The sequence below is a fragment of the Burkholderia pyrrocinia genome, assembly GCF_001028665.1.
In the GTDB taxonomy this organism is placed as follows: domain Bacteria; phylum Pseudomonadota; class Gammaproteobacteria; order Burkholderiales; family Burkholderiaceae; genus Burkholderia; species Burkholderia pyrrocinia.
Genome location: NZ_CP011503.1, coordinates 56,969 through 80,199 on the forward strand (window position 1 = coordinate 56,969; position 23,231 = coordinate 80,199).

A 23,231-nucleotide genomic window follows, 5' to 3' on the forward strand; every position below is an offset into this window, starting at 1 on the left:
CATTCGATCCACGAAAGTGGCCGAATCATACGTCGCGCGAATGCGATGAAAAACCGGTGGATGCGGCAAATCATCATTGCAGAATCTGCCGTGAGTCACATTGTCGCGGGGCAATTTCACGCAGCCGGAAGCGGGCCCGGCGCCGCACGCGCCGGACCGCAATCGATGTGTGCGCAACGATCGCCGCCGTGCGATGCGCCCCGCCCTCGCGGCGTGCCGCGATCAGCCGTGCGTCGACGCCATGTACGACGGTTGCGCGTGCACGGGGCCGTCCGCTGCCGGCACCTTCGAATGGCTGGCTTCGTCGATCAGCTTGCCGACGGTCGGATCGATCGCGTCGGTGAACGGTTTCGGATCGATGCCGATCGCCAGCACGATCAGCGCGAGCGACGCGAACATCACGATCTCGCGACGGTTCAGGTCGGCGAGCTTCGCGATCCGCTGGCTCTCAACCTTGCCGAACACGACGCGCTTGAGCATCCACAGCGTGTACGACGCGCTGAGGATCAGCGTCAGCGCGGCGATTGCGCCGATCCAGAAGTTGAAACGAATCGCGCCCATGATGACCATGAACTCGCCGACGAACCCCGACGTGCCCGGCAGGCCGACGTTGGCCATCGCGAACAGCAGCGTGAAGGTCGCGAAACGCGGCATCACGCCCGCCACCCCGCCGTACGCGGCAATCTCGCGCTGCTTCGTGCGATCGACGAGCACGTTCACGCACAGCAGCATCGCGCCGGCGACGAAGCCGTACGACACGAGCTGCACGATCGCGCCTTCGACGCCGATCCGGTTGAACAGGAACAACCCGAGCGTGACGATACCCATGTGGGCGACCGTCGAGTACGCGAGCAGCTTGCCGAGATCGGTCTGCGCGAGCGCGATCAGGCTCGCATAGACGATCGCGAACAGCGACAGCGCGATCACGGCCGGTGCGAAGAAATGGCTTGCGTCAGGTGTGATCGGCAGCGCGAAGCGCAGGAACCCGTAGCCGCCGAGCTTGAGCATCGCGAGCATCAGCGCGGCGCCCGTCGGGCCGTCCGTGTACACGTCGCTCAGCCACGTGTGAACCGGCCACATCGGCACCTTGACCGCGAACGCGGCGAAGAAGCCGAGGAACACCAGCAACTGCGGTGCGAAACCGAGCTGCAGCGTGCGCCACACGGCCATGTCGAACGTATGCGACTGCGCGTACAGGTACAGCATCGCCATCAGCAGCAACAGCGAGCCGGCGAACGAAATGAAGAAGAACTTCACGGCCGCGTACACGCGGCGCTCGCGCCCCCACGTGCCGATCAGCAGGTAAAGCGGGATCAGCGTCGCCTCGAAGAAGATGAAGAACAGCAGCCCGTCCTGTGCGACGAACACGCCGACCATCAACCCCGACAGGATCAGGAACGATGCGTAGTACTGCGCGACGCGCACCGTGACTGACTCCCACGACGCGACCACCACCACGAGCGTCGTGAATGCGGTCAGCACGACGAGCCACAGCGACGCGCCGTCGATGCCGACCCGCCATCCCGAATTGAACGCCGCCAGCCAGCTGCGGCTTTCGACGAACTGCATCGCGGCCGAATGCGCATCGAAACCGGCGACCAGCGGGACGACGGCGACAAGCCCCGCCAGCGCGCCGGCGAGCGCGATCAGCCGCGTCCGGCGTGGATGATGGTCGGAACCGGCGCGCAGCAGGCACGCGCCGAACACGATCGGAACCCAGATGGCCAGGCTCAGGAAAGAGAAATCATGCATGTCAACAAGGCCTTGAGGAAGGTCGCGCACTGCATCGGTGACAGGCGAGACGAAAGAAACGAAATCAAATCGACAGATAGATTTCGTGAATCGCCAATGTTGGCAAAATGTAAAGCGGCATCACGGAAAAACTTGATGCCGCTCAAGCGCAATCGGGTTAACCAGCATAAGGCGACCGATTATTTTTTGCAGCGCAGCAGCGCATCGATTTTCGGCGCACGCGCAGAATGCTGATTTTTATGAGTAATTTTTTGTATTGCGCTGTGAGAGAGGTCGTGTAAATCGACGCAGCGCCGCAATTTTGACGCCGACGCATTATTTCCGAGGGCCGGAGCACGATGGTTGACGCCGTGCCGGATGGCGATCGCGCGACGCTTCCAGCCTTACGTCAACACTTTCAATTTCATTTCAATTTGCCTTGCTCGATGCGAGTCGGGCGAATGACCACGCCACCGCTCGGCGTCGCAGCAGGCACCGTATCGTTCATGTTCCCGGCTGCTAGCGCTGATGGCTCAGACGGTCCCATACGCGCATCGTCACCGCGCGATAGTGGTCGTGTTGCGCGGGAAAATGGACGAAGCGGCTGTCGCGCGTCGCATAGACCGGCGATGACGCGAGCGTCATCGCATCGACGATATGGTGTGCATCGATCATGCCGGACTCCAGCAGTTCCACATAGATCGCCTGCTGGTCGCCGCCGCTCGCGTAGACCGACGAACGGTCGCCGAAGCTCTCGATGCGCGCGCAGATGCGCTCGACCAGTTCGCGCATCGGCGCCACGTTGCGCACGCCGATCATGCACGAGTTGATCGCCCAGGCCGTGTGGTCGGTACCAATCACGAAGTCGCGGCCATCGATCGTGCTGTCGACCGCCTGACTTTGATCGATCGCCAGGATGTCCGCATCGACCCAGAACACGAACGCGTGATGCGGCAGATGTTCGCGAATCAGATGCAGCTTCGCCCAGTTCGCATCGATGCCGCCCGGCAGGAATGCGGGCGCCTCGCGATACGCGTGGTACGCGTAACCGTGCCGCGTGCAGTAGCGAACGAAGTTCTCCTCGTGCAGGTCACCATAGCCCGCGATATGCGACGTATGCAGGGTCACGAACGCAACACGCGCCTGCGGATTCACATGCCGCTCCGCGTCGCGCGTTCGCTGCTGCGCGGCACGCCAGTCGTCCATCGCGCGCGGGGGATCGCCGCGCTGGTAGCGTTCGGCATCGTCGACGAGCGCTGCCACATAGCGGAAGTCATAGTCGGCCGCCGGCACCCAGACGCCCTCCACTTCCCGCCACTCGGGGGCCTGGTGCGCCACGAGCGGCCGGGCGCCGGCGATCGAATCGATCGCGATGCCGTCGCTCCAGACCGTCTGGACCGACGCGAAATGGCCGTTCGCGAGCGGCGCGTCGAACCGCAGCGGCGGAAAGTACTCGGCCAGCAACGTCGCCTCGCACGCGTGTTGCCGCTCCGGAAGGTGCATCGCCCACTTGCCCAGTTCGACCACCAGCTTGCGCAACCGCTCCCGCACGTCGGGCACGTTGCGGAAGATCATGCCGCTTGCGGCGGGCAGCGCCGACTTCGGCGTCTGCGTCGTGACGATCGCATCGTAACCGTGCGCGACATCCGGCAACGCGTGCGGGTCGAATACGACGGAGAACGGATCGAGCACGAGCAGCAATGCATCCGGCTCCATCGTGACGAGCTGCGCGATGATCGCGTGGTACTTGTGCAGGACCTGCTGGCGCTCGCCATACACGTGCATGCCGTCGACCGTCGCATGGCGGTAGCCATGCTGTCGCGCGTAGCGGTCGTGGTTGTCGACGAGTCCGTCGACAGCTCGATGAGAGAGGACGGTCAGGACGGAGTGCGGGCTGGCCAAGAGCATCACCTTGAGTCGCGCCAATCGATACGCGATATGTAGCGCATTACCACTGCTCAAGTCGAGCACTCATTGCCTGACTGGCTGCCACGACCGATCCCGTCCACGAACGAGATCCGGTGGCAGCCATCGAATGTTTTGCGCGAGGTGCGCCGGAAAAAGAAAAAGCCCCGCAAGTCCGAGAACTTGCGGGGCTTTGTCACCGCTTTTGGCGGAGACGGAGGGATTCGAACCCTCGATCCAGGTTTTGGCCCAGATGCTCCCTTAGCAGGGGAGTGCCTTCGACCTCTCGGCCACGTCTCCCAAACTTTCGCTCGCACCAGGGAGGCAGTGCGACGAGAACGAGATAGTATAGGGTTTCGAACCGCGCGTCAATTTCCGTGATGCAATTTCGTCATCGCATCACGAAAATTTCATCATGCCTGGTCGAGTTCGAATGCCTTGTGCAGCGCGCGGACGGCCAGTTCCATGTATTTCTCGTCGATCAGCACCGAAATCTTGATTTCGGACGTCGAGATCATCTGGATGTTGATGCCCTCTTCCGACAGCGTGCGGAACATCTTGCTCGCGACGCCCACGTGCGAACGCATGCCGACGCCGACGACCGACACCTTCGACACCTTCGGGTCGCCCTGCACCTGCTCGGCGTTCACGTGGCCCTTCACCTGGTTGGTGAGGATGTCCATCGCCTTCTGGTAGTCGCCGCGGCCGACCGTGAACGTGAAGTCGGTTTTGCCTTCGACGCTCTGGTTCTGAATGATCATGTCGACGTCGACGTTCGCGTCGGCGACCGGGCCGAGGATCTGATACGCGATGCCGGGCTTGTCGGGCACGCCCATCACAGCAATGCGTGCTTCGTCGCGCTGGAACGCGATGCCGGAAATGACTGCCTTTTCCATGGTCTCGTCTTCTTCAAAAGTAATCAGGGTGCCCGAGCACATTTCTTCGTCGAGCGCAATCAGCGGATCGGTCAGGCTCGACAGCACGCGCGTCTTCACCTGGAATTTGCCGGCGAATTCGACCGAGCGGATCTGCAGGACCTTCGAGCCGAGGCTGGCCATTTCCAGCATCTCCTCGAACGTCACGCGATCAAGGCGTCGCGCCTCTTCGACGACACGCGGATCGGTCGTGTAGACGCCGTCGACGTCCGTGTAGATCAGGCACTCTTCGGCACCCAGCGCAGCCGCGACCGCCACCGCCGACGTGTCCGAGCCGCCACGGCCCAGCGTCGTGATGTGGCCGTCCGGATCGACGCCCTGGAAGCCCGTGATGATCACGACCTTGCCTGCGTTCAGATCGGCCTTCACGCGCTCGTCGTCGATCGAGTGGATGCGCGCTTTCGTGAACGCGCTGTCGGTCTTGATCGGTACTTGCCAGCCGGCGTAGCTCACGGCCTCGACGCCGATTTCCTGCAGCGCGATCGACAGCAGGCCGACGCTGACCTGCTCGCCGGTCGACGCGATCATGTCGAGCTCACGCGGGCTCGGCTGGCTCGAAATCTCTTTCGCAAGACCGAGCAGACGGTTGGTTTCGCCGGACATCGCCGAAGGCACGACCACCATCTGGTGCCCGGCCTGATGCCATTTTGCGACGCGTTTCGCGACGTTCTTGATGCGCTCGACCGAGCCCATCGAAGTGCCGCCGTATTTGTGTACGATGAGTGCCATTGTCGTTCTGAACTGGAGGAGAAACCGCACGGGCGCGCTGGGCAGGCCGGGTTGCCGTTCGGTCACGCGGCTTGTGGCTGTGGACGGACGACGAGGGGGACGGCTGGGACGCAACGCGCAAGCGTGACGGAATTTGCCCGGAAGGCCGATCAGGCCGCGCAAACCGGGTACGTCACGCGGGAAACCTGCACAAATCGCTCAAAAATCGAGCCGAGCAAACGACCGAGCGTACCCGATAGAAGCCCGCTTGACAAGCCGCCCGCCGTGTCCGCGGCCGTTCCGGCGCTGTTTACCAAATGGTGAAAATGGGCGCGCCATCGCGCCGCCGAAAGCCTGCCCGCCGTTACGCGATCAGCAGGTCGGGACGCCATTCGATCCGGCGCCACGCGCCGCCGCCGGACGGCCCGCTGCCTAACAACTCGCCGTCGCAGTTCACGCCCAGTCGCGGCACGTAGATCAGCCGGTCGCCCGCGAACAGCAGCGGCACGTCGCGCTGCCATGCCGGCACGCCGCGCTCCTGGAACAGGTTCTTCAGCGTCCGGCCCGGGCCGCCCGGCGACGTGCGCATCCGCTCGCCGCCCGCCCGGGCGCGCGCGGCGAGCCGTGCACCGCGCAGCAGCGCCTCCGGCACCGCGCCGGCGCTGCCTGCGTCGGCCGGCGCGAACACGAACGTGCCGCGCCATCCCGGCAGGTGCCAGACTTCCTGCCCGTCCCACGCGAGCGCCGCCTCCGGGTGCGGCGTGCCCGTGCCGTCGTCGGCCGGTTCGGCGCTGTCGCCCGCCTCCCAGTAGACGACGTCGCGATAGAGCCGCAGGCACTGCCCCGCGTGTTCGACGCGCAGTGCATGCGCGTCGTGCGCGGCGCGCAACTGCCTCATCATGTTGGCGAGCCGGGCGGCCGACGCGCCCGGCAAACCGAGCCGGCGCATCCAGAAGCGCAGCAGGTTCGCGCCGCGCGTGTCGTCGAACGCGACCAGCGACTCGCGCGACAGCGCACGCCCGTCATCGCGTGCGGCGACGGCGAAATCCAGTTCGGCCAGATCGTCGAGCAGCCGCTGCGCGGCGGCCGCATGCTGGGCCGCGCGACCGAGCGCGTCGCGAAAGCCCGGGAAATGCACGGCCAGTGCCGGCAGCACGTCGATGCGCAGCGCATTGCGCGCGTAACGCGTGTCGCTGTTCGATTCGTCGTCGATCCATCCGAGCGCGTGCTGCGCCGCATAGCGCTCGAGTTGCGCGCGCAACAATCGCAGCAACGGACGCACGCGCTCGACGCTCGCGCCGTCGGGACGGTAGCGCGGCGCCATGGCGGCGAGCCCCGCGATCCCCGCGCCGCGCAGCAGTTGCAGCAGCACGGTCTCGGCCTGGTCGTCCGCATGCTGCGCGAGCCACAGCGTGGCAGCGCCATGGCGCTCGCACATCGCGTCGAGCGCGGCATAACGACGCTCGCGGGCCGTCGCCTCGATACCGAGGCCGCTGTCGCGCGGCACGTCGACGCGCATCGACTCGAATTCGACGCCGAGCCGCGCCGCTTGCGCTTCGGCATGCGCGACCCACGCGTCGGCGTTCGCGCTCAGGCCGTGATGCACGTGCAGCGCGACGCAACGCGACGCGCCCGCAACACGCACGGCCGCGTCGAGCAGCACCGTCGAATCGAGGCCGCCGCTGTAGGCGATCGCGATGCGCGCATCGGACGGCATGCCGGAAAGCGCAACGCCGACCGCGTCGAGTACGACGCGGTCGGCGGAGAATTCGGTCGGTGGGATCACGAGAGGGACGCGCGCGCAGCGGCGCGCGGATTGAACACGCGGCCGGTCATGCGCCCGGCGTGGTTTCCTTGAACTTGCCGTAGGCCATCAGGCGCTCGAAGCGGCGCTCGCGCAGCGCATCGATGCTCATGCCCTGGAACTGGCGCAGCGAATCGGCGAGCGCGCGGCGCAGCAGCGCAGCCATGCCCTTCGGATCGCGATGCGCGCCGCCGAGCGGCTCGTTGATGATCTTGTCGATCAGGCCGAGCGCCTTCAGGCGGTGCGCGGTCAGGCCCAGCGCTTCCGCGGCTTCCGGCGCCTTCGCGGCGCTCTTCCACAGGATCGACGCGCAGCCTTCCGGCGAGATCACCGAGTAGGTCGAGAACTGCAGCATCATCACGGTGTCGGCCACGGCGATCGCGAGCGCGCCGCCCGAACCGCCCTCGCCGATCACCGTCGTGATGATCGGCGTCTTCAGTTCAGCCATCACGTACAGGTTGCGGCCGATCGCCTCCGACTGGCCGCGCTCTTCCGCGCCGATGCCCGGGTACGCGCCCGGCGTGTCGACGAACGTGAAGATCGGCAGCCCGAACTTCTCGGCGAGACGCATCAGGCGTTCGGCCTTGCGATAGCCTTCCGGACGCGGCATCCCGAAGTTGCGCGCGGCGCGCTCCTTCGTGTCGCGGCCCTTCTGGTGACCGATCACCATGCACGGATGGCCGCCGAAGCGCGCGAGGCCGCCGACGATCGACAGATCGTCCGCGAATGCACGGTCGCCGTGCAGCTCGTGAAAATCGGTAAACAGTTCCGCGACGTAATCGAGCGTGTACGGACGCTGCGGGTGCCGCGCGATCTGCGAAACCTGCCACGGCGACAGGTTCGCGTAGAGGTCCTTCGTCAGTTGCTGGCTTTTCTTCGACAGCCGCTCGATTTCTTCCGAAATATCGACAGCCGAGTCGTCCTGCACGAATCGCAGCTCTTCGATCTTGGCTTCAAGTTCGGCGATCGGCTGTTCGAAATCCAGAAACGTGGTCTTCATGTGTTCGAATCCTTGGGTCTTGCGGCAGCGCGTATTCTACCCGCGCGGGCGACACTCAAAACCGGCTCTCAACTATTGATGTTTAAAACCCGATAGCCGACGCTCAGGCGTCGGCGTCGGGCGCATCGAGGCTGCGCCACATATACCAGGTCGCAACGGTGCGCCACGGTTCCCAGTTGGCCGCGACCTCGCGCGCCTCGCTGCGCGTGACGGGTTCCCCGCTGAAGTAATTGACGCTGATCGCGCGGATCAGGCCCGGGTCGTCGAGCGGCAGCACATCCGGCCGCGACAGGTTGAAGATCAGGAACATCTCGGCCGTCCAGCGGCTGATGCCGCGGATTTGCGTGAGTTCCGCGATCACGTCCTCGTCGTCCATCGACGTCCATTTGTCGACGTGCAGCGCGCCCGACACGAAATGCTGCGCGAGATCGAGGATGTATTCGGTCTTGCGCTTCGACAGCCCGCACGCGATCAGCTTGTCCGCGCCGAGCCGGATCACCGGCTGCGGTGCGAGTTTCGGACAGGCATCCTCGATGCGCGCCCACAGCGACTGCGCGGACGGCACCGAAATCTGCTGGCCGACGACCGAGCGCGCGAGCGTGACGAATGGGTCGCCGCGCTTCACGAGATGCGCGGGACCGAACTTCGGAATCAGTTTCTTCAGGATCCGGTCGCGCTTGACGAGGTCGGCGCACGCCTTGTCCCAGTACGCAGGACGCACGACGACCTCCACGCCGTCCGCTTCGGACACACGCGTCTTGCGGGCCGCGTCGGCGGCCGGCAGCGCGGCCGCCGGCTGCACATGACCGTTGAGCGCGCCGTTCGGCGCGGCGCGCGACGCGTCCGCCTTCGCCGCCGGCACGCGCTTGGCTGCCGGACGCGCGGCGACCGGGGTCGCGCGCCTGACCGGCGCTTTTCTGGCCGTTGCCATCCTGCCTCCTACCTGACGGATCGGTCAGTGGAACGCACCGCGCTCATACGCGACGCCATTCGGTCGATCCGCCCGGTTTGTCTTCAAGTGCGATACCGGCCTCGAGCAGTTCCGCCCGGATCCGGTCCGCTTCGGCATAGTCCTTCGCTTGCTTCGCCGCGACGCGCGCGGCGATCTTCGCCTCGATCTCGTCGGCAGCGAACCCGCCCGCCTGCGCGGCGCCGGACGCCTGCTGCAGGAACGCGCGCGGTTCGCGGCCCAGCAGGCCGAGCAGGCCCGCCAGCTGTTTCAGTTGCCGCGCGAGCGATGCGTCGCGCGTGCGATTCACCTCGCCCGCCAGCTCGAACAGCGTGGCCACCGCGACGGGCGTGTTGAAGTCGTCGTTCATCGCGGCCGCGAAACGCTGCGCGTGCGGCTCGTTCCAGTCGAGCGCGAGCGTGTCGGCCTCGACATCCTTCAGCGCGGTATAGAGACGCGTGAGCGACGCGCGCGCATCGTCGAGATGCACGTCGCTGTAATTGAGCGGCGACCGGTAATGCGTGCGCACGATGAAGAAACGCATGACTTCGGCGTCGTATCGTTCGAGCACTTCGCGGATCGTGAAGAAGTTGCCGAGCGATTTCGACATCTTCTCGTTGTCGACCTGCACGAAGCCGTTGTGCATCCAGTAGTTGACGAACGTCTGGCCGGTCGCGCCTTCGCTCTGTGCGATCTCGTTCTCGTGGTGCGGGAACTGCAGATCCTGCCCGCCGCCATGGATGTCGAAATGATCGCCGAGCAGCGTGCAGCCCATCGCCGAGCACTCGATGTGCCAGCCCGGGCGGCCCATCCCGTACTTCGACGCCCACGACGCGCCTTCCGGATCTTCCGGCTTCGCGCGTTTCCACAGCACGAAATCGAGCGGATCTTCCTTCGCGTCGTTCGCGGCGACGCGTTCGCCCGCGCGGAGATCGTCGAGCGACTTGCCCGACAGCTTCCCGTAGTTCGCGAACTTGCGCACCGAGTAATTGACGTCGCCGTCGGTCGCCTGGTACGCGTAGCCGTTCGTCTCGAGCGTCTCGATCATGCCGAGCATCTGCGGAATGAATTGCGTCGCGCGCGGCTCGATGTCGGGCCGCTGGATGCCGAGCGCGCCTTCATCCTCGTGCATCGCACCGATGAACCGGTCGGTCAGCGACTTGATCGTCTCGCCGTTCTCGACCGCGCGGCGGATGATCTTGTCGTCGATGTCGGTGATGTTGCGCACGTACGTGACCCGGTAGCCGATCGCACGCAGCCAGCGCTGGACGAGGTCGAACACGACCAGCATGCGCGCGTGGCCCACGTGACAATAGTCGTAGACGGTGATCCCGCATACGTACATCCGCACTTCGCCGGACTGGCGCGGCACGAAAACTTGCTTGTCACGCGCGAGCGTGTTGTAGATGCGCAGTGATTCCATAGAGATGAACCGTGAGCCGAAGGAAACCGCCCTGGCGAAGCTCGCCCAGCATGCGAAGCGGACGGACCATCTGCTGCGGCGCCAGGCCGAGCGTCCTCGCTATCACATGGGGCGGTCAGGCTGCAAGCACAGCGGTGACGGCCACGAGAGGCTAAGAAAGACTGCCTGCGGCTCGCCGGAACGCGCAGACGTTTTGTTAGAATGGCTCGGAGTATAACATTCCGATTTACGCCTATGAAACCTCATCGCGGCCGCGCGCCGAGCGCTGCGACCCTCGTTGCGACCACCGTCATGGGCGTCGCGCTGACGCTGTTCGCGGCCCCCGCAGCGCATGCGCAGAAGGCCCCGGCCACCGCCGACGGCACCCCCGAAATCGACGCGTCGATCGCCGGCAAGCAGTGGAAGCAGGCGCTCGCGCAGCTCGACGCGCGCATCGCGTCGAACCCGCACGACGTGCAGGCGCAGTTCAAGCGCGGCACCGTGCTGGCCCGCCTGAACCGCGACGACGACGCGATCCAGCAGTTCGTCGCGATCACGCAGGCGTATCCCGAACTGCCCGAGCCGTACAACAACCTCGCGGCGCTCTACGCGAAGCACGGCCGCTACGACGAAGCGCGCACCGCGCTCGTCACGGCGACGCAATCGAACCCGAGCTACTCGCTCGCGTACGAAAACCTCGGCGACCTGTACCTGCGCCTCGCGGCCGAATCGTACAAGCGTGCGCAATCGCTCGGCCGCACGAGCGGCGCGACCGCGCAGCGCCTCGCCGACCTGCAGAAGATCGTGTCGCCGCCGAAGGCCGCGCCGAATGCCCGCGCGGTCACGCCGGCCACGCGCGACTACACCAATCGCGCAGCCGCGAACGTGAGCACCACCACGCTGCCGATGTCGCCGACGTTCCAGTTCAGCGGTCCGTCGGGCGCACTGGCGGCGCCGTACGTCGCGCCGCCGTCGCAATAAGCGGCGCGGCCTCCTTTCCTTCCCAACCTGAGGATCGCAATGAAACGTCTGTTGCTGGCGCTTGGCGGCGCCGCCCTACTCGCGACTGCGCCCGCGTTCGCGCAAACGGCCACCGCGCACCCCGTCGTGCAGCTGAAGACCTCGCAGGGCGACATCCGCGTCGAGCTCTACCCGGAGAAGGCGCCGAAGTCGGTCGCCAACTTCCTCGATTACGTGAAGGCCGGCCAGTACAACGGCACGATCTTCCATCGCGTGATTAAGGGCTTCATGATCCAGGGCGGCGGCTACAAGACCAACTTCGAGGAGAAGCCGACCCGCGCGCCGATCCCGCTGGAGAGCCGCAATGGTCTGAAGAACCTGACGGGCACGATCGCGATGGCGCGCACGAGCGATCCGAACTCGGCCACCGCGCAGTTCTTCATCAACACGGTCGACAACAACGGCCTCGACTACCCGAACCCGGACGGCAACGGCTATGCGGTGTTCGGCAAGGTCGTGTCGGGTCTCGACGTCGTGAAGAAGATCGAAGGCGTGGCGACGACCTCGCGCGGCCCGATGCAGGACGTGCCCGCCCAACCGATCCTGATCGAATCGGCCAGCATCGTCTCGAAGTAAGAACCTGCCGGCACGTCCGGCGACTCACGCGGCCGCGTCGCACGACCGGCCGCGTGCCATTTAAACCGCCTCACCGAAGGAATTCATCATGGTTGAACTGCATACGAACCACGGCGTGATCAAGCTCGAGCTCGACGCCGCGAAGGCACCGAAGACGGTCGAGAACTTCCTGAACTACGTGAAGAAGGGCCACTACGACGGCACCGTGTTCCATCGCGTGATCAACGGCTTCATGATCCAGGGCGGCGGCTTCGAGCCGGGCCTGAAGCAGAAGCCGACCGACGCGCCGATCGACAACGAGGCGAACAACGGCCTGAAGAACGACAACTACACGGTCGCGATGGCGCGCACGAACGATCCTCACTCGGCGACCGCCCAGTTCTTCATCAACGTGAACGACAACGACTTCCTGAACCACTCGTCGCCGACGCCGCAGGGCTGGGGCTACGCGGTGTTCGGCAAGGTCGTCGAAGGCCAGGACGTGGTCGACAAGATCAAGGGCGTCAAGACGGGCAACGCGGGCTTCCACCAGGACGTGCCGGCCGACGACGTCGTGATCGAGAAGGCCGTCGTAGTCTGACGCACAGCAAGTAACGGAGGCACTTCGATGTTGCAGGAGAGTCCGCCGCGAAGCGTCTCCGCGGGCGTGCCGGGCGAGCGCGAATACGCGCAAGCCGCACGCCCGTTCCTGTTTCTCTCCGATCTGCACCTGAGCGAAGCGATTCCGAAGACGGTCGCCGCGTTCGAGCATTTCGTGAAATACACCGCCGACAGCGCCGACTCGGTGTTCATCCTCGGCGACCTGTTCGAATACTGGATCGGCGACGATATCCTCGACGACGATCCGTTCGCGGCACGCATGGCCGCGCTGATGCACACGTTCTCGGAACGCGGGATCGCGCTCTACGTGATGCACGGCAACCGCGATTTCCTGCTCGGCCGGCGCTTCATGAAGGCAGCCGGCGCGATGCTGCTGCCCGATCCTTCGCTGATCATGGCGTTCGGCCAGCGCATCGTGCTCGCGCACGGCGACGCGCAATGCACGGCCGACCGCGGCTACCAGGTGTTCCGCCGCTTCGCGCGCAACCGCGTCGCGCAATGGCTGTTTCTCGCGTGGCCGCTGCGCTGGCGCCGCGCGCTTGCGCAACGCATGCGCTCGAACAGCGAAGCAGGCCGGATGCGCCCCGCTTCGGCGATCTACGATGTCACGCGCGAAGGCGTGGCCGCACTGTTCCGGAAGAGCCGCGCGGCCGTGATCATTCACGGCCACACGCACCGCCCGGCGAGCCACGCCGAACCGGGCGGCATACGCTGGGTGCTGCCCGACTGGGATCTCGACCACGGCAAGCCGCGCGGCGGCTACCTGCGCGTCGACGCGGAAGGCATCCACGCGATGCCGCTCGACTGACGCCGCCCGCCGCTGCCGTCGTACCGACCGGCAGCCGGCGGCGTACATTGCATTACGCCTGGCGCTCGACCGTCTTTCCTTCCAGCACCGCCGACAGCCTGCGCAGGTCGAGGCGCGCCGCATCGGCGCCCTGCAGCGTTTCCAGATGCGTGCCGAGCCGCTCGAGCGCCGCGACGATCTCGTCGACACGGCGGCTTTCCTTCGCCGCGTGATCGATCAGGCCGTGAATCGCGAGCGACATCGGATCGTCGGCGTTCGGCGTGATCCCGTATGCGCAGAACGCCGCGCGTTCCGGCTGCGGCTTCGGCTGTGCCGGCATCACGATGCGAGCCGGATTGCCGACCGCCGTGCCGCCCGCCGGCACCGGCTTCACGACGACCGCGTTCGAGCCGATCTTCGCGCCCGCGCCGACCGTGAAACCGCCCAGCACCTTCGCGCCCGCGCCGACGATCACGCCGGCCTCGAGCGTCGGGTGGCGCTTCGCGCCGCGCGTGAGCGACGTGCCGCCCAGCGTCACGCCCTGGTAGATCGTGCAGTCGTCGCCGACGATCGCCGTCTCGCCGATCACGACACCCATGCCGTGATCGATGAACACGCGCCGGCCGATCGTCGCACCGGGGTGGATCTCGATGCCCGTCAGGAACCGCCCGGCCTGCGACGCGAAACGTGCAAGCCAGTAGCGCTTCGCGCGCCAGCAGGCATGCGCGAAACGGTGCAGCACGAGCGCATGCAGCCCCGGATAACAGGTCAGCACTTCCCAGGCACTGCGAGCGGCGGGATCCCGCTCGCGAATCGTTGCAACGTCTTCGCGCAGTCTCGTGAACATGATCTGATCGGGGAAAAGGCCGGCGCGCACCGCCGGCGATGACCGGCCGTTATCGCGCCGGGTAATTTGCTTATGACGTCCGGCGATTGTAGGGCCAGTCGCACACGGCCGCACGAGGCCGCGCGTTCACCCCGCCGCCGGCGCGGGTATTCGGGCGGGCGGCTTGCTGTCGCGGTGTTCGCGGGATGTTCGGCCGGTCGGAAACGCTCCGGGCCCGACGCTTTCGGCGGCGCAATTCAACGCCGGCCGGGCCACCCCGCGGCGCGGCACTTGAACGCCCGGTTGCCGGTACACCAACCGCTTAAGCGTCGCCGTCGGGCTTGCCCGATTTCAGCAGGATGTGCTTCGCGACGCCGCGCAGGATGTTGACTTCCTCGCGCTCGAGGCCCGTGCGCGCGAACAGACGCCGCAGCCGCGGCATCAGTTTCTTCGGATTGCGCGGGTCGAGGAAATCGAGCGCGATCAGCGCGTTCTCGAGGTGCACGTACATTCGCTCGATCTCGTCGCTCTGCGCGAGCGTGCCGGCCTCGGCCGACGGCTGCGGCGACGGCTCGCTCGCCTGCTCGAGAAACGCGACGCGCAGCTCGTACGCAAGCACCTGCACGGCCTGTGCGAGGTTCAGCGAGCTGTATGCAGGGTTCGCCGGGATGTGCGCAAGCGCGCTGCACTGCTCGACATGCTCGTTCGCGAGGCCCGTGCGCTCGTTGCCGAACACGAGCGCGATGTCGCCCGCGCCGACCTGCGCGCACGCCTGCGTGGCGGCCGCGCGCGGCGCAAGGCGCGGCGGCCCGTATTCGCGCGTGCGCGCGGTCAGCGCGATCGACCAGTGGACACCGGACAGCGCGTCGCCGAGCGTCGGCACGACATGCGCGGACGCGAGGACGTCGTCCGCGCCGCTGGCCATCGCGATCGCCTCGGGGTCGCTCTGCACGTGCGGCACGCGCGGCGCGACCAGCACGAGACGCGAGAAGCCCATCGTCTTCAGCGCGCGGGCAGCCGCCCCGACATTGCCGGGATGGCTCGGCTCGACGAGCACGAAGCGGGTGGACGTAAAGCCGCCGGAGGGCGGCCGGGACGTGGCCGCGTCCGACTCGGACGGCGCGGCGGTGTTCTGCGGGGTTTCCACTACGATACGACTCGGTTCATCAGAATGGCCGTATGGTAGCGCCATCGCCCCGGCAAACCCACTCGTCCGGACGGCCGGTGGGGGTTTCCCCGCATTCCGGTCGCCTGAAACCGCCAAAAATCGGGTAAAATCATGCCTTTACGCGTCGCGCTCCGTGCGGCGCGGGTCGTACCCCGCTCTTTGTCAATTCGCGTCTCACCTCGCCCGGCACGCTTGCGCCGTTCCGGACGGTTGTTCCACTTCGTGGCGGCCCGTGCCGCCGGCTACAGGATCCAGGCTCATGCATCCCATGCTCAATATTGCTGTCAAGGCTGCGCGCCGCGCCGGACAGATCATCAATCGCGCGTCCCTCGATCTCGACCTGATCGAGATCCGCAAGAAGCAGCAGAACGACTTCGTCACCGAAGTGGACAAGGCCGCCGAAGAGGCAATCATCGAGACGCTGAAGACCGCCTACCCCGACCACGCGATCCTCGCGGAAGAATCGGGCGAGTCGGAAAACGAATCCGAATTCAAGTGGATCATCGATCCGCTCGACGGCACGACCAACTTCATCCACGGCTTCCCGTACTACTGCGTATCGATCGCACTCGAGCACAAGGGCGTCGTCACGCAGGCCGTCGTCTACGATCCGAACAAGAACGACCTGTTCACGGCCACGCGTGGCCGCGGCGCATACCTGAACGATCGCCGCATCCGCGTCGGCCGCCGCGACCGCCTGTCGGACGCACTGGTCGGCACGGGCTTCCCGTTCCGCGAGAAGGACGGCCTCGATGCGTACGCGCGCCTCTTCACCGAAATGACGCAAGCCTGCACGGGCCTGCGCCGCCCGGGTGCGGCGGCACTCGATCTCGCCAACGTCGCGGCCGGCCGCCTCGACGCGTTCTTCGAACAGGGCATCAACGTGTGGGACATGGCGGCGGGCAGCCTGCTGATCACCGAGGCCGGCGGCCTCGTCGGCAACTACACGGGCGACGCCGATTTCCTGCATCGCCATGAAATCGTCGCCGCGAACCCGAAGATCTACGCGCAGATGATCCCGATCCTGAATCGCTACACCCGCGTGCATCCGGCGGCGGAATAAACGTCGGCCGCGCCCGCCGGTGCGGCGCGCTGCGACGGCCCGGGTCCGCTTCATGCGGCACGGGCCGTCGGCAACGCATGCTGCTTGCGCAGCACGTCGCTGCCGCGCTGTTCCTCTGGCGGCCGCATTTCCGCGTGGCATTGATATCGATGTGCTATGTTGGCCAGCATGAACGACACGGGCGGTTGCGCCCGCCTGGCGCGGCTTTCGCACCAGCCGCTCGCCGGCACCGCCATGATGGAGCGACTTTCGCCGCCCGATGGTTCGGGGATGGACGATCTCCCCCCCGCAACGGTCGCTTCACGCTCCGATCCTGGCGTTGCCCGAGTTGTCCGGCCTGGTCAGTGCGCAGCCCCCTGTACAGCTTGATCCAGCGATGAACGGTTTGCATCCGGGATACCCGCGCAGCGAACAACGCCGCCCCCCGCATGCCGGCCCCCGCCCGTCTCAACACCGCCACGGCTCCGTGGCAACCGCATCCGAGTACCCATGTTACGGCTAAGCGAAGTTAAACTCCCCCTCGACCATCCCGAAAGCGCTCTCGAAGCCGCGATTCGCGCGCGCCTCGAGGAGCTTGGCGTGGCGGCAGACGGGCTCCTCCGATACAGCGTGTTCCGCCGTGCGCACGATGCACGCAAGCGCTCCGACATCAAGCTGACGTATATCGTCGATGTCGAAGTCAAGGACGAAGCGGCCGTGCTCAAGCGACTCGCCGGCAAGCCGCATTGCGGCGTGACGCCCGACATGGCGTACCACTTCGTCGCGAAGGCCCCCGAGCACGCCGATTTCCTGCGCCCGGTCGTCATCGGCATGGGGCCGTGCGGCCTGTTCGCAGGACTGATCCTCGCGCAGATGGGATTTCGCCCCATCATCCTCGAACGCGGCAAGGCCGTGCGCGAGCGCACCAAGGACACCTTCGGCCTGTGGCGCAAGAGCGTACTCAACCCCGAATCCAACGTGCAGTTCGGCGAAGGCGGGGCCGGGACGTTCTCCGACGGCAAGCTGTACAGCCAGATCAAGGATCCCAACCACTATGGCCGCAAGGTGCTGGACGAATTCGTCAAGGCGGGCGCGCCGGAAGACATCCTGTATCTGAGCCGGCCGCACATCGGCACGTTCCGGCTCGTCAGCATGGTGGAAAAAATGCGCGCTTCCATCCATGAACTGGGTGGTGAAGTGCGCTTCGAAACCCGGGTCGACGACATCGAAATCGACCAGGGCAAGGTGCGGTCGCTCACGCTCTCGAACGGGGAAACGCTCCGGTGCGACCACGTGGTGCTGGCGGTGGGCCACAGCGCGCGCGACACGTTCCAGATGCTGCACGATCGCGGCGTGTATATCGAAGCCAAGCCGTTTTCGCTGGGTTTTCGCATCGAACATCCGCAGGGGCTGATCGATCGCAGCCGCTTCGGCAAGTTTGCGGGCCACAAGCAACTCGGCGCGGCCGACTACAAGGTGGTCCACCACTGCAGCAACGGACGGGCGGTCTACAGCTTCTGCATGTGCCCCGGGGGCACGGTGGTCGCGGCGACCTCGGAGCCGGGCCGCGTGGTCACCAATGGCATGAGCCAGTACTCACGGGCCGAGCGCAACGCGAATGCGGGCATCGTCGTCGGCATCACGCCGGAAGACTATCCGGGCGGCCCGCTGGCGGGCATCGCGTTCCAGCGCAAATGGGAAGAGCGCGCATTCGAACTCGGCGGCGGCGATTACCGCGCGCCGGGCCAACTGGTCGGCGATTTCATCGCGGGCCGGCCGTCGACGTCGCTGGGCTCGGTGGAGCCGTCTTACAAGCCGGGCGTGAATCCGACCGATCTCAGCACCGCGCTGCCGGACTACGTGATCGAAGCGATCCGTGAAGCATTGCCCCAGATCGACAAAAAGATCGCGGGCTTCGCGATGCACGATGCCGTGCTCACCGGCGTGGAGACGCGCACTTCGTCGCCGATCCGGATTCGACGCAAGGACGACTACCAGAGCATGAACGTCGAAGGCCTGTATCCGGCCGGCGAAGGCGCGGGGTATGCGGGCGGCATCTATTCGGCTGCCATCGACGGCATCGAAGTCGCGCAAGCGGTGGCACTCAGCATGACGTCGGCGCACGCGTCCTGACGTTCGGACAGGATCGGCGAGCGTAGCGCCGTGAGCCGGGCGGTGCCGGCTTTCGCAGGTCCGCCCGAGTGCGGGGTCGACTCGTCGGACAGGGCCGGCAGCCGCCGGTCGCGATCTCCGGCATCTGGCCAAACGGCGAACTTCGCACTTGCACATCAGGGCCGCTGGTAAACTCGGGCAACCAAAGCAACAACTTCATGCCTGACCTATGACCACGCTGTCGCCCGAGGCCTTTGCTGGCCACACTCCAATGATGCAGCAGTACCTGCGCATCAAGGCCGACCACCCCGACACGCTCGTGTTCTACCGGATGGGCGACTTCTACGAGCTGTTTTTCGAAGATGCGGAAAAGGCCTCGCGCCTGCTCGACCTGACCCTCACGCAGCGCGGCGCCACAGCCGGCACGCCGATCAAGATGGCCGGCGTGCCGCATCACGCGGTCGAGCAGTATCTGGCGAAGCTCGTGAAGATGGGCGAATCGGTCGCGATCTGCGAGCAGATCGGCGATCCGGCCACGTCGAAAGGCCCCGTCGAGCGCAAGGTCGTGCGCGTCGTCACGCCCGGCACGCTGACCGATGCCGCGCTGCTGTCCGACAAGAACGACGTCTACCTGCTCGCGATGTGCACGGGCCACAACAAGCGCGGCGTCGCGGTCAACATCGGCCTCGCGTGGCTCAACCTCGCAAGCGGCGCGCTGCGGCTTGCCGAAATCGAACCCGAGCAGCTCGGCGCCGCGCTCGAGCGCATCCGGCCAGCCGAAATCCTGACGGCGGACGGCGCAACCGACGCCGCACCGGCAGGCACGGGCGCAACCAAGCGCGTGCCGGCGTGGCACTTCGACATCGCATCGGGCACGCAACGCCTGTGCGACCAGCTCGATGTCGCGAGCCTCGACGGTTTCGGCGCGCATTCGTTGACGAGCGCCTGCGGCGCCGCGGGCGCGCTGCTGCTCTACGCAGCGGCCACGCAAGGCCAGCAACTGCGGCACGTGCGCAGCCTGAAGGTCGAGAACGAAACCGAATACATCGGGCTCGATCCGGCCACGCGCCGCAACCTCGAACTGACCGAGACGCTGCGCGGCACCGAGTCGCCGACGCTGTATTCGCTGCTCGACACCTGCTGCACGACGATGGGCAGCCGCCTGCTGCGTCACTGGCTGCATCACCCGCCGCGCGCATCGGTCGCCGCGCAGTCGCGCCAGCAGGCGATCGGCGCGCTGCTCGATGCGCCGGCGAATGCCAGCCTCGATGCGCTTCGCAGCGCACTGCGCCAGATCGCCGACGTCGAGCGGATCACCGGGCGTCTCGCGCTGCTGTCCGCGCGCCCGCGCGACCTGTCGAGCCTGCGCGACACGTTCGCCGCGCTGCCGGCGCTGCGCGAGCGCATCGGCGCGATCGTCGCGAATGCGGACGCGCTCACCCGCGTCGACGCGGCACTCGCGCCGCCCGCCGAATGCCTCGACCTGCTGACGAGCGCGATTGCGCCCGAGCCGGCCGCGATGGTGCGCGACGGCGGCGTGATCGCGCGCGGCTACGATGCCGAGCTCGACGAGCTGCGCGACATCTCGGAGAACTGCGGGCAGTTCCTGATCGATCTCGAAGCGCGCGAACGCACGCGCACCGGCATCGCGAACCTGCGCGTCGAATACAACAAGGTGCATGGCTTCTATATCGAGGTCACGCGCGGCCAGACCGACAAGGTGCCCGACGATTACCGCCGCCGCCAGACGCTGAAGAACGCCGAGCGCTACATCACGCCCGAACTGAAGACCTTCGAGGACAAGGCGCTGTCCGCACAGGAACGCGCGCTGGCGCGCGAACGCGCGCTGTACGACGCCGTGCTGCAGGCGCTGCTGCCGTTCATCCCCGAGTGCCAGCGCGTCGCATCGGCACTCGCCGAGCTCGACCTGCTCGCCGCATTCGCCGAACGCGCGCGCGCGCTCGACTGGGTCGCGCCGACCTTCACCGACGAGATCGGCATCGAAATCGAACAGGGCCGTCACCCGGTCGTCGAAGCCCAGGTCGAGCAGTTCATCGCGAACGACTGCCGGTTCGGCACCGAGCGCAAGCTGCTGCTGATCACCGGTCCGAACATGGGCGGTAAGTCGACGTTCATGCGGCAGACGGCGCTGATCGCGCTGATGGCTTACGTCGGCAGCTACGTGCCGGCGAAGTCGGCATGCTTCGGTCCGATCGACCGGATCTTCACGCGCATCGGCGCCGCCGACGATCTCGCGGGCGGCCGCTCGACGTTCATGGTCGAGATGACCGAGGCCGCGGCGATCCTCAACGACGCGACCCCGCAAAGCCTCGTGCTGATGGACGAGATCGGCCGCGGCACGTCGACGTTCGACGGCCTCGCGCTCGCGTGGGCCATCGCGCGCCACCTGCTGGCGCACAACGCCTGCTACACGCTGTTCGCGACGCACTACTTCGAGCTGACGCAACTGCCGGCCGAATTCCCGCAAGCGGCCAACGTCCACCTGTCGGCCGTCGAGCACGGCCACGGCATCGTGTTCCTGCACGCGGTCAACGAAGGCCCGGCGAACCAGAGCTACGGCCTGCAGGTCGCGCAGCTCGCGGGCGTCCCGACGCCCGTGATCCGCGCCGCGCGCAAGCACCTCGCCTATCTCGAACAGCAGTCGGCGGTACAGCACACGCCGCAACTCGACCTGTTCAGCGCGCAGCCGGTGGTCGTCGACGATCTCGAATGCGCGGACGCGCCTGCGCTGCCCGACACGCCGCATCCGGCGCTCGAGAAGCTGCGCGACATCGATCCCGACGATCTCAAGCCGCGCGAGGCGCTCGACCTGTTGTACGAACTGCGCACGCTGGTCCGGTCGCACGATGCCGACGGGCACGCGTAAGCACACCCCGCGGCGCCTGGCGGCGCGCGCCGCCGCCGCGCTCGGCGCAGCGGTACTCGCGCTCGCGCAGGCCGGCGCGCTGGCAGCGCCGCCGAAGCGTGCCACCGCGCCCTACTCGTTCGCAGTCGTGTCGGGCGTCATCAACGTACCGGCGGACGAACCGGCGACCCAGCGGCTGCTCGATTCGATCGCGCGCGAGCGCAACCTTGCCTTCGTCGTCTATGCGGGCGATCTCAAGGGCTCGAAGGAAGCGTGCCGCGATGCACTGTATTCGCAGCGCGGCGCGATCCTGGACGCCGCACGCGTGCCGCTCGTATTCATCCCCGGCCACGACGACTGGGTGACGTGCAACACCGTGGCCGGCGGCGGCTACGATCCGGTCGAGCGGCTCGACTTCCTGCGGCAGACACTGCTCGCCGATTCTGCACTGCCCGACCCCGGCGCACTGCAGATCACGCGGGAAAGCGAAATCGCGCGGTTCCGGCCGTATCGCGAAAACGCACGCTGGATGCGCGACGACATCGTCTATGTCGCGCTCAACGCGCCGGCGCCGAACAACCACTTCCTGACGGCCGGCGGCCGCAACGGCGAATTCGAGGACCGCGTCATCGCGAACGGTTTCTGGATCGACCATGCGGCCGAATACGCGAAGCGGCGCGCGGCGCGTGCGATGGTGGTGATTTTCGAAGGCGATCCGCAATTCGAACGCTATGAGCGCTCGGAACGGTTCTCATGGCTGCGTTTCAACCGGCCGCGCGTGCGTGACGGCTTCCGTGAGTTGAAACGAACGCTGGTGAAGGCCGCGGCGACGTTCCGCGGCCCGATACTGGTGATGCACGCGAGCGGCGAACCGCTTGCCAACGGCTTTCTGATCGATCGTCCGCTGCGAGCCGACGATGGTGAACTGGTAGGAAACGTGACACGCGTCGCGATCGGACCGCGCCATCCGGCGAATCAGTGGGTGAAGGTGAGTGTGTCGCCGGCGCGGCAGACGATCTTCAACGTGAGCCTGCAGGAGGTGCCGAAGAACCTGCCCGTGCCGCCCGCGCTGCCGCTCGTACCGCACGACGATGTCCCGCTGCCGCAGATGCCGGAAATCCCCGCGTTGCCGGCGCTGCCCGACTCGTCGTCGGTCGCGCCGCCGCTGCAGGGTGACGGCGCCGCACCAGGCGGCGCGTCGTGGCCGGCACCGCCCCCTGCATCGGGGCCGGCGCCCGGCCTGCCTGCGAGCTCAGTGCAGGGTGCGCCCTGACGGCGCTTCGCCGTCTTCGTCTTCGTCCTCGTCGACGATCTCGAGCCCTTCCGCGCCATGCGCGTGCTCATGCTCGATTTCGTCTTCGGTTGCTTCGCGAACGTCCTTCACCGTGAGTGCGAAACGCAGCGCCATGCCTGCCAGCGGGTGATTGCCGTCGAGCACGACCTTGTCTTCGGCGACGTCGGTGACCGTATAGATCAGCGAATCGACTTCCTCGTCACCGTCTTCCGGCGTGCCTTCGAACTGCATGCCCACTTCGAGCGGCTCGGGAAAACGATCGCGCGGCTCGATCTTCACGAGTTCGGGATCGTAGTCGCCGAACGCGTCCTGCGGCTCGAGCTGAATCTGTGCCTGGTAGCCCGGCTCCTGGCCGTCGAGCTGTTCCTCGATCTTGGGGAACGTGCCATCATAGCCGCCGTGCAGATAGACCATCGGCTCGTCGCTTTCCTCGATCAGATTGCCCTGTGCATCCGACAGCTTGTAAGTGACCGACACGACGGTGTTTTTTGCGATTTTCATCCAAT

Annotated in this window: 19 protein-coding genes and 1 tRNA gene; 9 read left to right on the plus strand and 11 right to left on the minus strand. The window is 66.4% G+C overall.

Annotated features, from left to right (window positions below; genetic code table 11):
- Positions 1-222: 222 nt before the first annotated feature.
- Positions 223-1,752, minus strand: coding sequence for a complex I subunit 4 family protein (locus ABD05_RS00280; RefSeq protein WP_047898453.1), 1,530 nt, complete (start codon positions 1,750-1,752; stop codon positions 223-225).
- Here ABD05_RS00280 and ABD05_RS37245 point away from each other — a divergent pair.
- Positions 1,747-1,986: a hypothetical protein gene (locus ABD05_RS37245; RefSeq protein ID WP_148669043.1), complete on the plus strand. Its 240-nt coding sequence runs from the start codon at positions 1,747-1,749 to the stop codon at positions 1,984-1,986. The two genes, ABD05_RS00280 and ABD05_RS37245, sit on opposite strands and share 6 nt — an antisense overlap.
- 264 nt (positions 1,987-2,250) lie before the next feature.
- Here the strand turns inward: ABD05_RS37245 and ABD05_RS00285 are convergent, their stop codons facing one another.
- The 7 genes from ABD05_RS00285 to cysS form a co-directional block, all read right to left on the minus strand.
- Positions 2,251-3,639 carry a glycosyltransferase family protein gene (locus ABD05_RS00285; protein ID WP_047901014.1) on the minus strand — a complete coding sequence of 463 codons (1,389 nt, stop codon included), beginning with the start codon at positions 3,637-3,639 and terminating at the stop codon, positions 2,251-2,253.
- Positions 3,640-3,842: 203 nt separating this feature from the next.
- Positions 3,843-3,936: transfer RNA gene (locus ABD05_RS00290), tRNA-Ser, on the minus strand.
- A gap of 113 nt (positions 3,937-4,049) precedes the next feature.
- The gene (locus ABD05_RS00295) at positions 4,050-5,300 is read right to left on the minus strand and encodes an aspartate kinase (protein WP_047898454.1); all 1,251 of its coding nucleotides are present in this window, start codon (positions 5,298-5,300) and stop codon (positions 4,050-4,052) included.
- 343 nt (positions 5,301-5,643) lie between these two features.
- Positions 5,644-7,065 carry a tRNA lysidine(34) synthetase TilS gene (gene tilS / locus ABD05_RS00300; RefSeq protein ID WP_047898455.1) on the minus strand — a complete coding sequence of 474 codons (1,422 nt, stop codon included), beginning with the start codon at positions 7,063-7,065 and terminating at the stop codon, positions 5,644-5,646.
- A 46-nt stretch (positions 7,066-7,111) separates the two neighbouring features.
- Positions 7,112-8,083, minus strand: a complete 972-nt coding sequence (locus ABD05_RS00305) for an acetyl-CoA carboxylase carboxyltransferase subunit alpha (protein WP_006478433.1) — start codon at positions 8,081-8,083, stop codon at positions 7,112-7,114.
- Positions 8,084-8,186: 103 nt separating this feature from the next.
- Positions 8,187-9,014, minus strand: coding sequence for a DNA-3-methyladenine glycosylase family protein (locus ABD05_RS00310; RefSeq protein WP_047898456.1), 828 nt, complete (start codon positions 9,012-9,014; stop codon positions 8,187-8,189).
- Positions 9,015-9,057: 43 nt separating this feature from the next.
- Positions 9,058-10,455 (minus strand): cysteine--tRNA ligase, encoded by a 1,398-nt coding sequence (gene cysS / locus ABD05_RS00315; protein ID WP_047898457.1) that lies wholly within the window; start codon positions 10,453-10,455, stop codon positions 9,058-9,060.
- 234 nt (positions 10,456-10,689) lie between these two features.
- Here cysS and ABD05_RS00320 point away from each other — a divergent pair, with 234 nt between their 5' ends.
- The 4 genes from ABD05_RS00320 (at position 10,690) to ABD05_RS00335 (ending at position 13,438) form a co-directional block, all read left to right on the plus strand.
- Complete coding sequence (locus ABD05_RS00320) at positions 10,690-11,415, plus strand: tetratricopeptide repeat protein (RefSeq protein WP_047898458.1); 726 nt, start codon at positions 10,690-10,692, stop codon at positions 11,413-11,415.
- A gap of 39 nt (positions 11,416-11,454) precedes the next feature.
- On the plus strand, positions 11,455-12,030 hold the full coding sequence (locus ABD05_RS00325; RefSeq protein WP_047898459.1) for a peptidylprolyl isomerase: 576 nt from the start codon (positions 11,455-11,457) through the stop codon (positions 12,028-12,030).
- Positions 12,031-12,118: 88 nt separating this feature from the next.
- Positions 12,119-12,610: a peptidylprolyl isomerase gene (locus ABD05_RS00330; RefSeq protein WP_011352518.1), complete on the plus strand. Its 492-nt coding sequence runs from the start codon at positions 12,119-12,121 to the stop codon at positions 12,608-12,610.
- A gap of 27 nt (positions 12,611-12,637) precedes the next feature.
- A complete protein-coding gene (locus tag ABD05_RS00335; RefSeq protein WP_047898460.1) occupies positions 12,638-13,438 on the plus strand; it encodes a UDP-2,3-diacylglucosamine diphosphatase in 801 nt (266 codons plus the stop codon).
- Positions 13,439-13,490: 52 nt separating this feature from the next.
- Here ABD05_RS00335 and cysE read toward each other — a convergent pair whose 3' ends face one another.
- Together cysE and ABD05_RS00345 are read right to left on the minus strand one after the other, a co-directional pair.
- Positions 13,491-14,264 (minus strand): serine O-acetyltransferase, encoded by a 774-nt coding sequence (gene cysE / locus ABD05_RS00340; protein WP_047901015.1) that lies wholly within the window; start codon positions 14,262-14,264, stop codon positions 13,491-13,493.
- A 301-nt stretch (positions 14,265-14,565) separates the two neighbouring features.
- Positions 14,566-15,390, minus strand: coding sequence for an RNA methyltransferase (locus ABD05_RS00345; protein ID WP_047898461.1), 825 nt, complete (start codon positions 15,388-15,390; stop codon positions 14,566-14,568).
- A 280-nt stretch (positions 15,391-15,670) separates the two neighbouring features.
- Here ABD05_RS00345 and ABD05_RS00350 point away from each other — a divergent pair, with 280 nt between their 5' ends.
- The 4 genes from ABD05_RS00350 (at position 15,671) to ABD05_RS00365 (ending at position 22,704) form a co-directional block, all read left to right on the plus strand.
- Positions 15,671-16,474 (plus strand): inositol monophosphatase family protein, encoded by an 804-nt coding sequence (locus ABD05_RS00350; RefSeq protein WP_047898462.1) that lies wholly within the window; start codon positions 15,671-15,673, stop codon positions 16,472-16,474.
- 489 nt (positions 16,475-16,963) lie between these two features.
- Positions 16,964-18,586, plus strand: a complete 1,623-nt coding sequence (locus tag ABD05_RS00355) for an NAD(P)/FAD-dependent oxidoreductase (RefSeq protein WP_047898463.1) — start codon at positions 16,964-16,966, stop codon at positions 18,584-18,586.
- Positions 18,587-18,794: 208 nt separating this feature from the next.
- A complete protein-coding gene (gene mutS / locus ABD05_RS00360; RefSeq protein WP_047898464.1) occupies positions 18,795-21,452 on the plus strand; it encodes a DNA mismatch repair protein MutS in 2,658 nt (885 codons plus the stop codon).
- Complete coding sequence (locus ABD05_RS00365; RefSeq protein WP_047898465.1) at positions 21,433-22,704, plus strand: hypothetical protein; 1,272 nt, start codon at positions 21,433-21,435, stop codon at positions 22,702-22,704. The genes mutS and ABD05_RS00365 overlap by 20 nt, the downstream gene beginning before the upstream one ends.
- Here the strand turns inward: ABD05_RS00365 and ABD05_RS00370 are convergent.
- A complete protein-coding gene (locus ABD05_RS00370; RefSeq protein WP_047898466.1) occupies positions 22,684-23,226 on the minus strand; it encodes an FKBP-type peptidyl-prolyl cis-trans isomerase in 543 nt (180 codons plus the stop codon). The two genes, ABD05_RS00365 and ABD05_RS00370, sit on opposite strands and share 21 nt — an antisense overlap.
- Between the last annotated feature and the right edge of the window lie 5 nt (positions 23,227-23,231).

Coding starts and splice junctions, on each gene's coding strand:
- mutS (WP_047898464.1), top strand. CDS start 18,795: ATGACCACGCTGTCGCCCGAGGCCTTTGCTGGCCACACTCCAATGATG.
- ABD05_RS00325 (WP_047898459.1), top strand. CDS start 11,455: ATGAAACGTCTGTTGCTGGCGCTTGGCGGCGCCGCCCTACTCGCGACT.
- ABD05_RS00320 (WP_047898458.1), top strand. CDS start 10,690: ATGAAACCTCATCGCGGCCGCGCGCCGAGCGCTGCGACCCTCGTTGCG.
- cysS (WP_047898457.1), bottom strand. CDS start 10,455: ATGGAATCACTGCGCATCTACAACACGCTCGCGCGTGACAAGCAAGTT.
- ABD05_RS00370 (WP_047898466.1), bottom strand. CDS start 23,226: ATGAAAATCGCAAAAAACACCGTCGTGTCGGTCACTTACAAGCTGTCG.
- cysE (WP_047901015.1), bottom strand. CDS start 14,264: ATGTTCACGAGACTGCGCGAAGACGTTGCAACGATTCGCGAGCGGGAT.
- ABD05_RS37245 (WP_148669043.1), top strand. CDS start 1,747: ATGCATGTCAACAAGGCCTTGAGGAAGGTCGCGCACTGCATCGGTGAC.
- ABD05_RS00295 (WP_047898454.1), bottom strand. CDS start 5,300: ATGGCACTCATCGTACACAAATACGGCGGCACTTCGATGGGCTCGGTC.
- ABD05_RS00285 (WP_047901014.1), bottom strand. CDS start 3,639: ATGCTCTTGGCCAGCCCGCACTCCGTCCTGACCGTCCTCTCTCATCGA.
- ABD05_RS00280 (WP_047898453.1), bottom strand. CDS start 1,752: ATGCATGATTTCTCTTTCCTGAGCCTGGCCATCTGGGTTCCGATCGTG.
- ABD05_RS00355 (WP_047898463.1), top strand. CDS start 16,964: ATGTTACGGCTAAGCGAAGTTAAACTCCCCCTCGACCATCCCGAAAGC.
- ABD05_RS00350 (WP_047898462.1), top strand. CDS start 15,671: ATGCATCCCATGCTCAATATTGCTGTCAAGGCTGCGCGCCGCGCCGGA.
- ABD05_RS00330 (WP_011352518.1), top strand. CDS start 12,119: ATGGTTGAACTGCATACGAACCACGGCGTGATCAAGCTCGAGCTCGAC.
- ABD05_RS00335 (WP_047898460.1), top strand. CDS start 12,638: ATGTTGCAGGAGAGTCCGCCGCGAAGCGTCTCCGCGGGCGTGCCGGGC.
- ABD05_RS00305 (WP_006478433.1), bottom strand. CDS start 8,083: ATGAAGACCACGTTTCTGGATTTCGAACAGCCGATCGCCGAACTTGAA.
- ABD05_RS00365 (WP_047898465.1), top strand. CDS start 21,433: ATGCCGACGGGCACGCGTAAGCACACCCCGCGGCGCCTGGCGGCGCGC.
- ABD05_RS00310 (WP_047898456.1), bottom strand. CDS start 9,014: ATGGCAACGGCCAGAAAAGCGCCGGTCAGGCGCGCGACCCCGGTCGCC.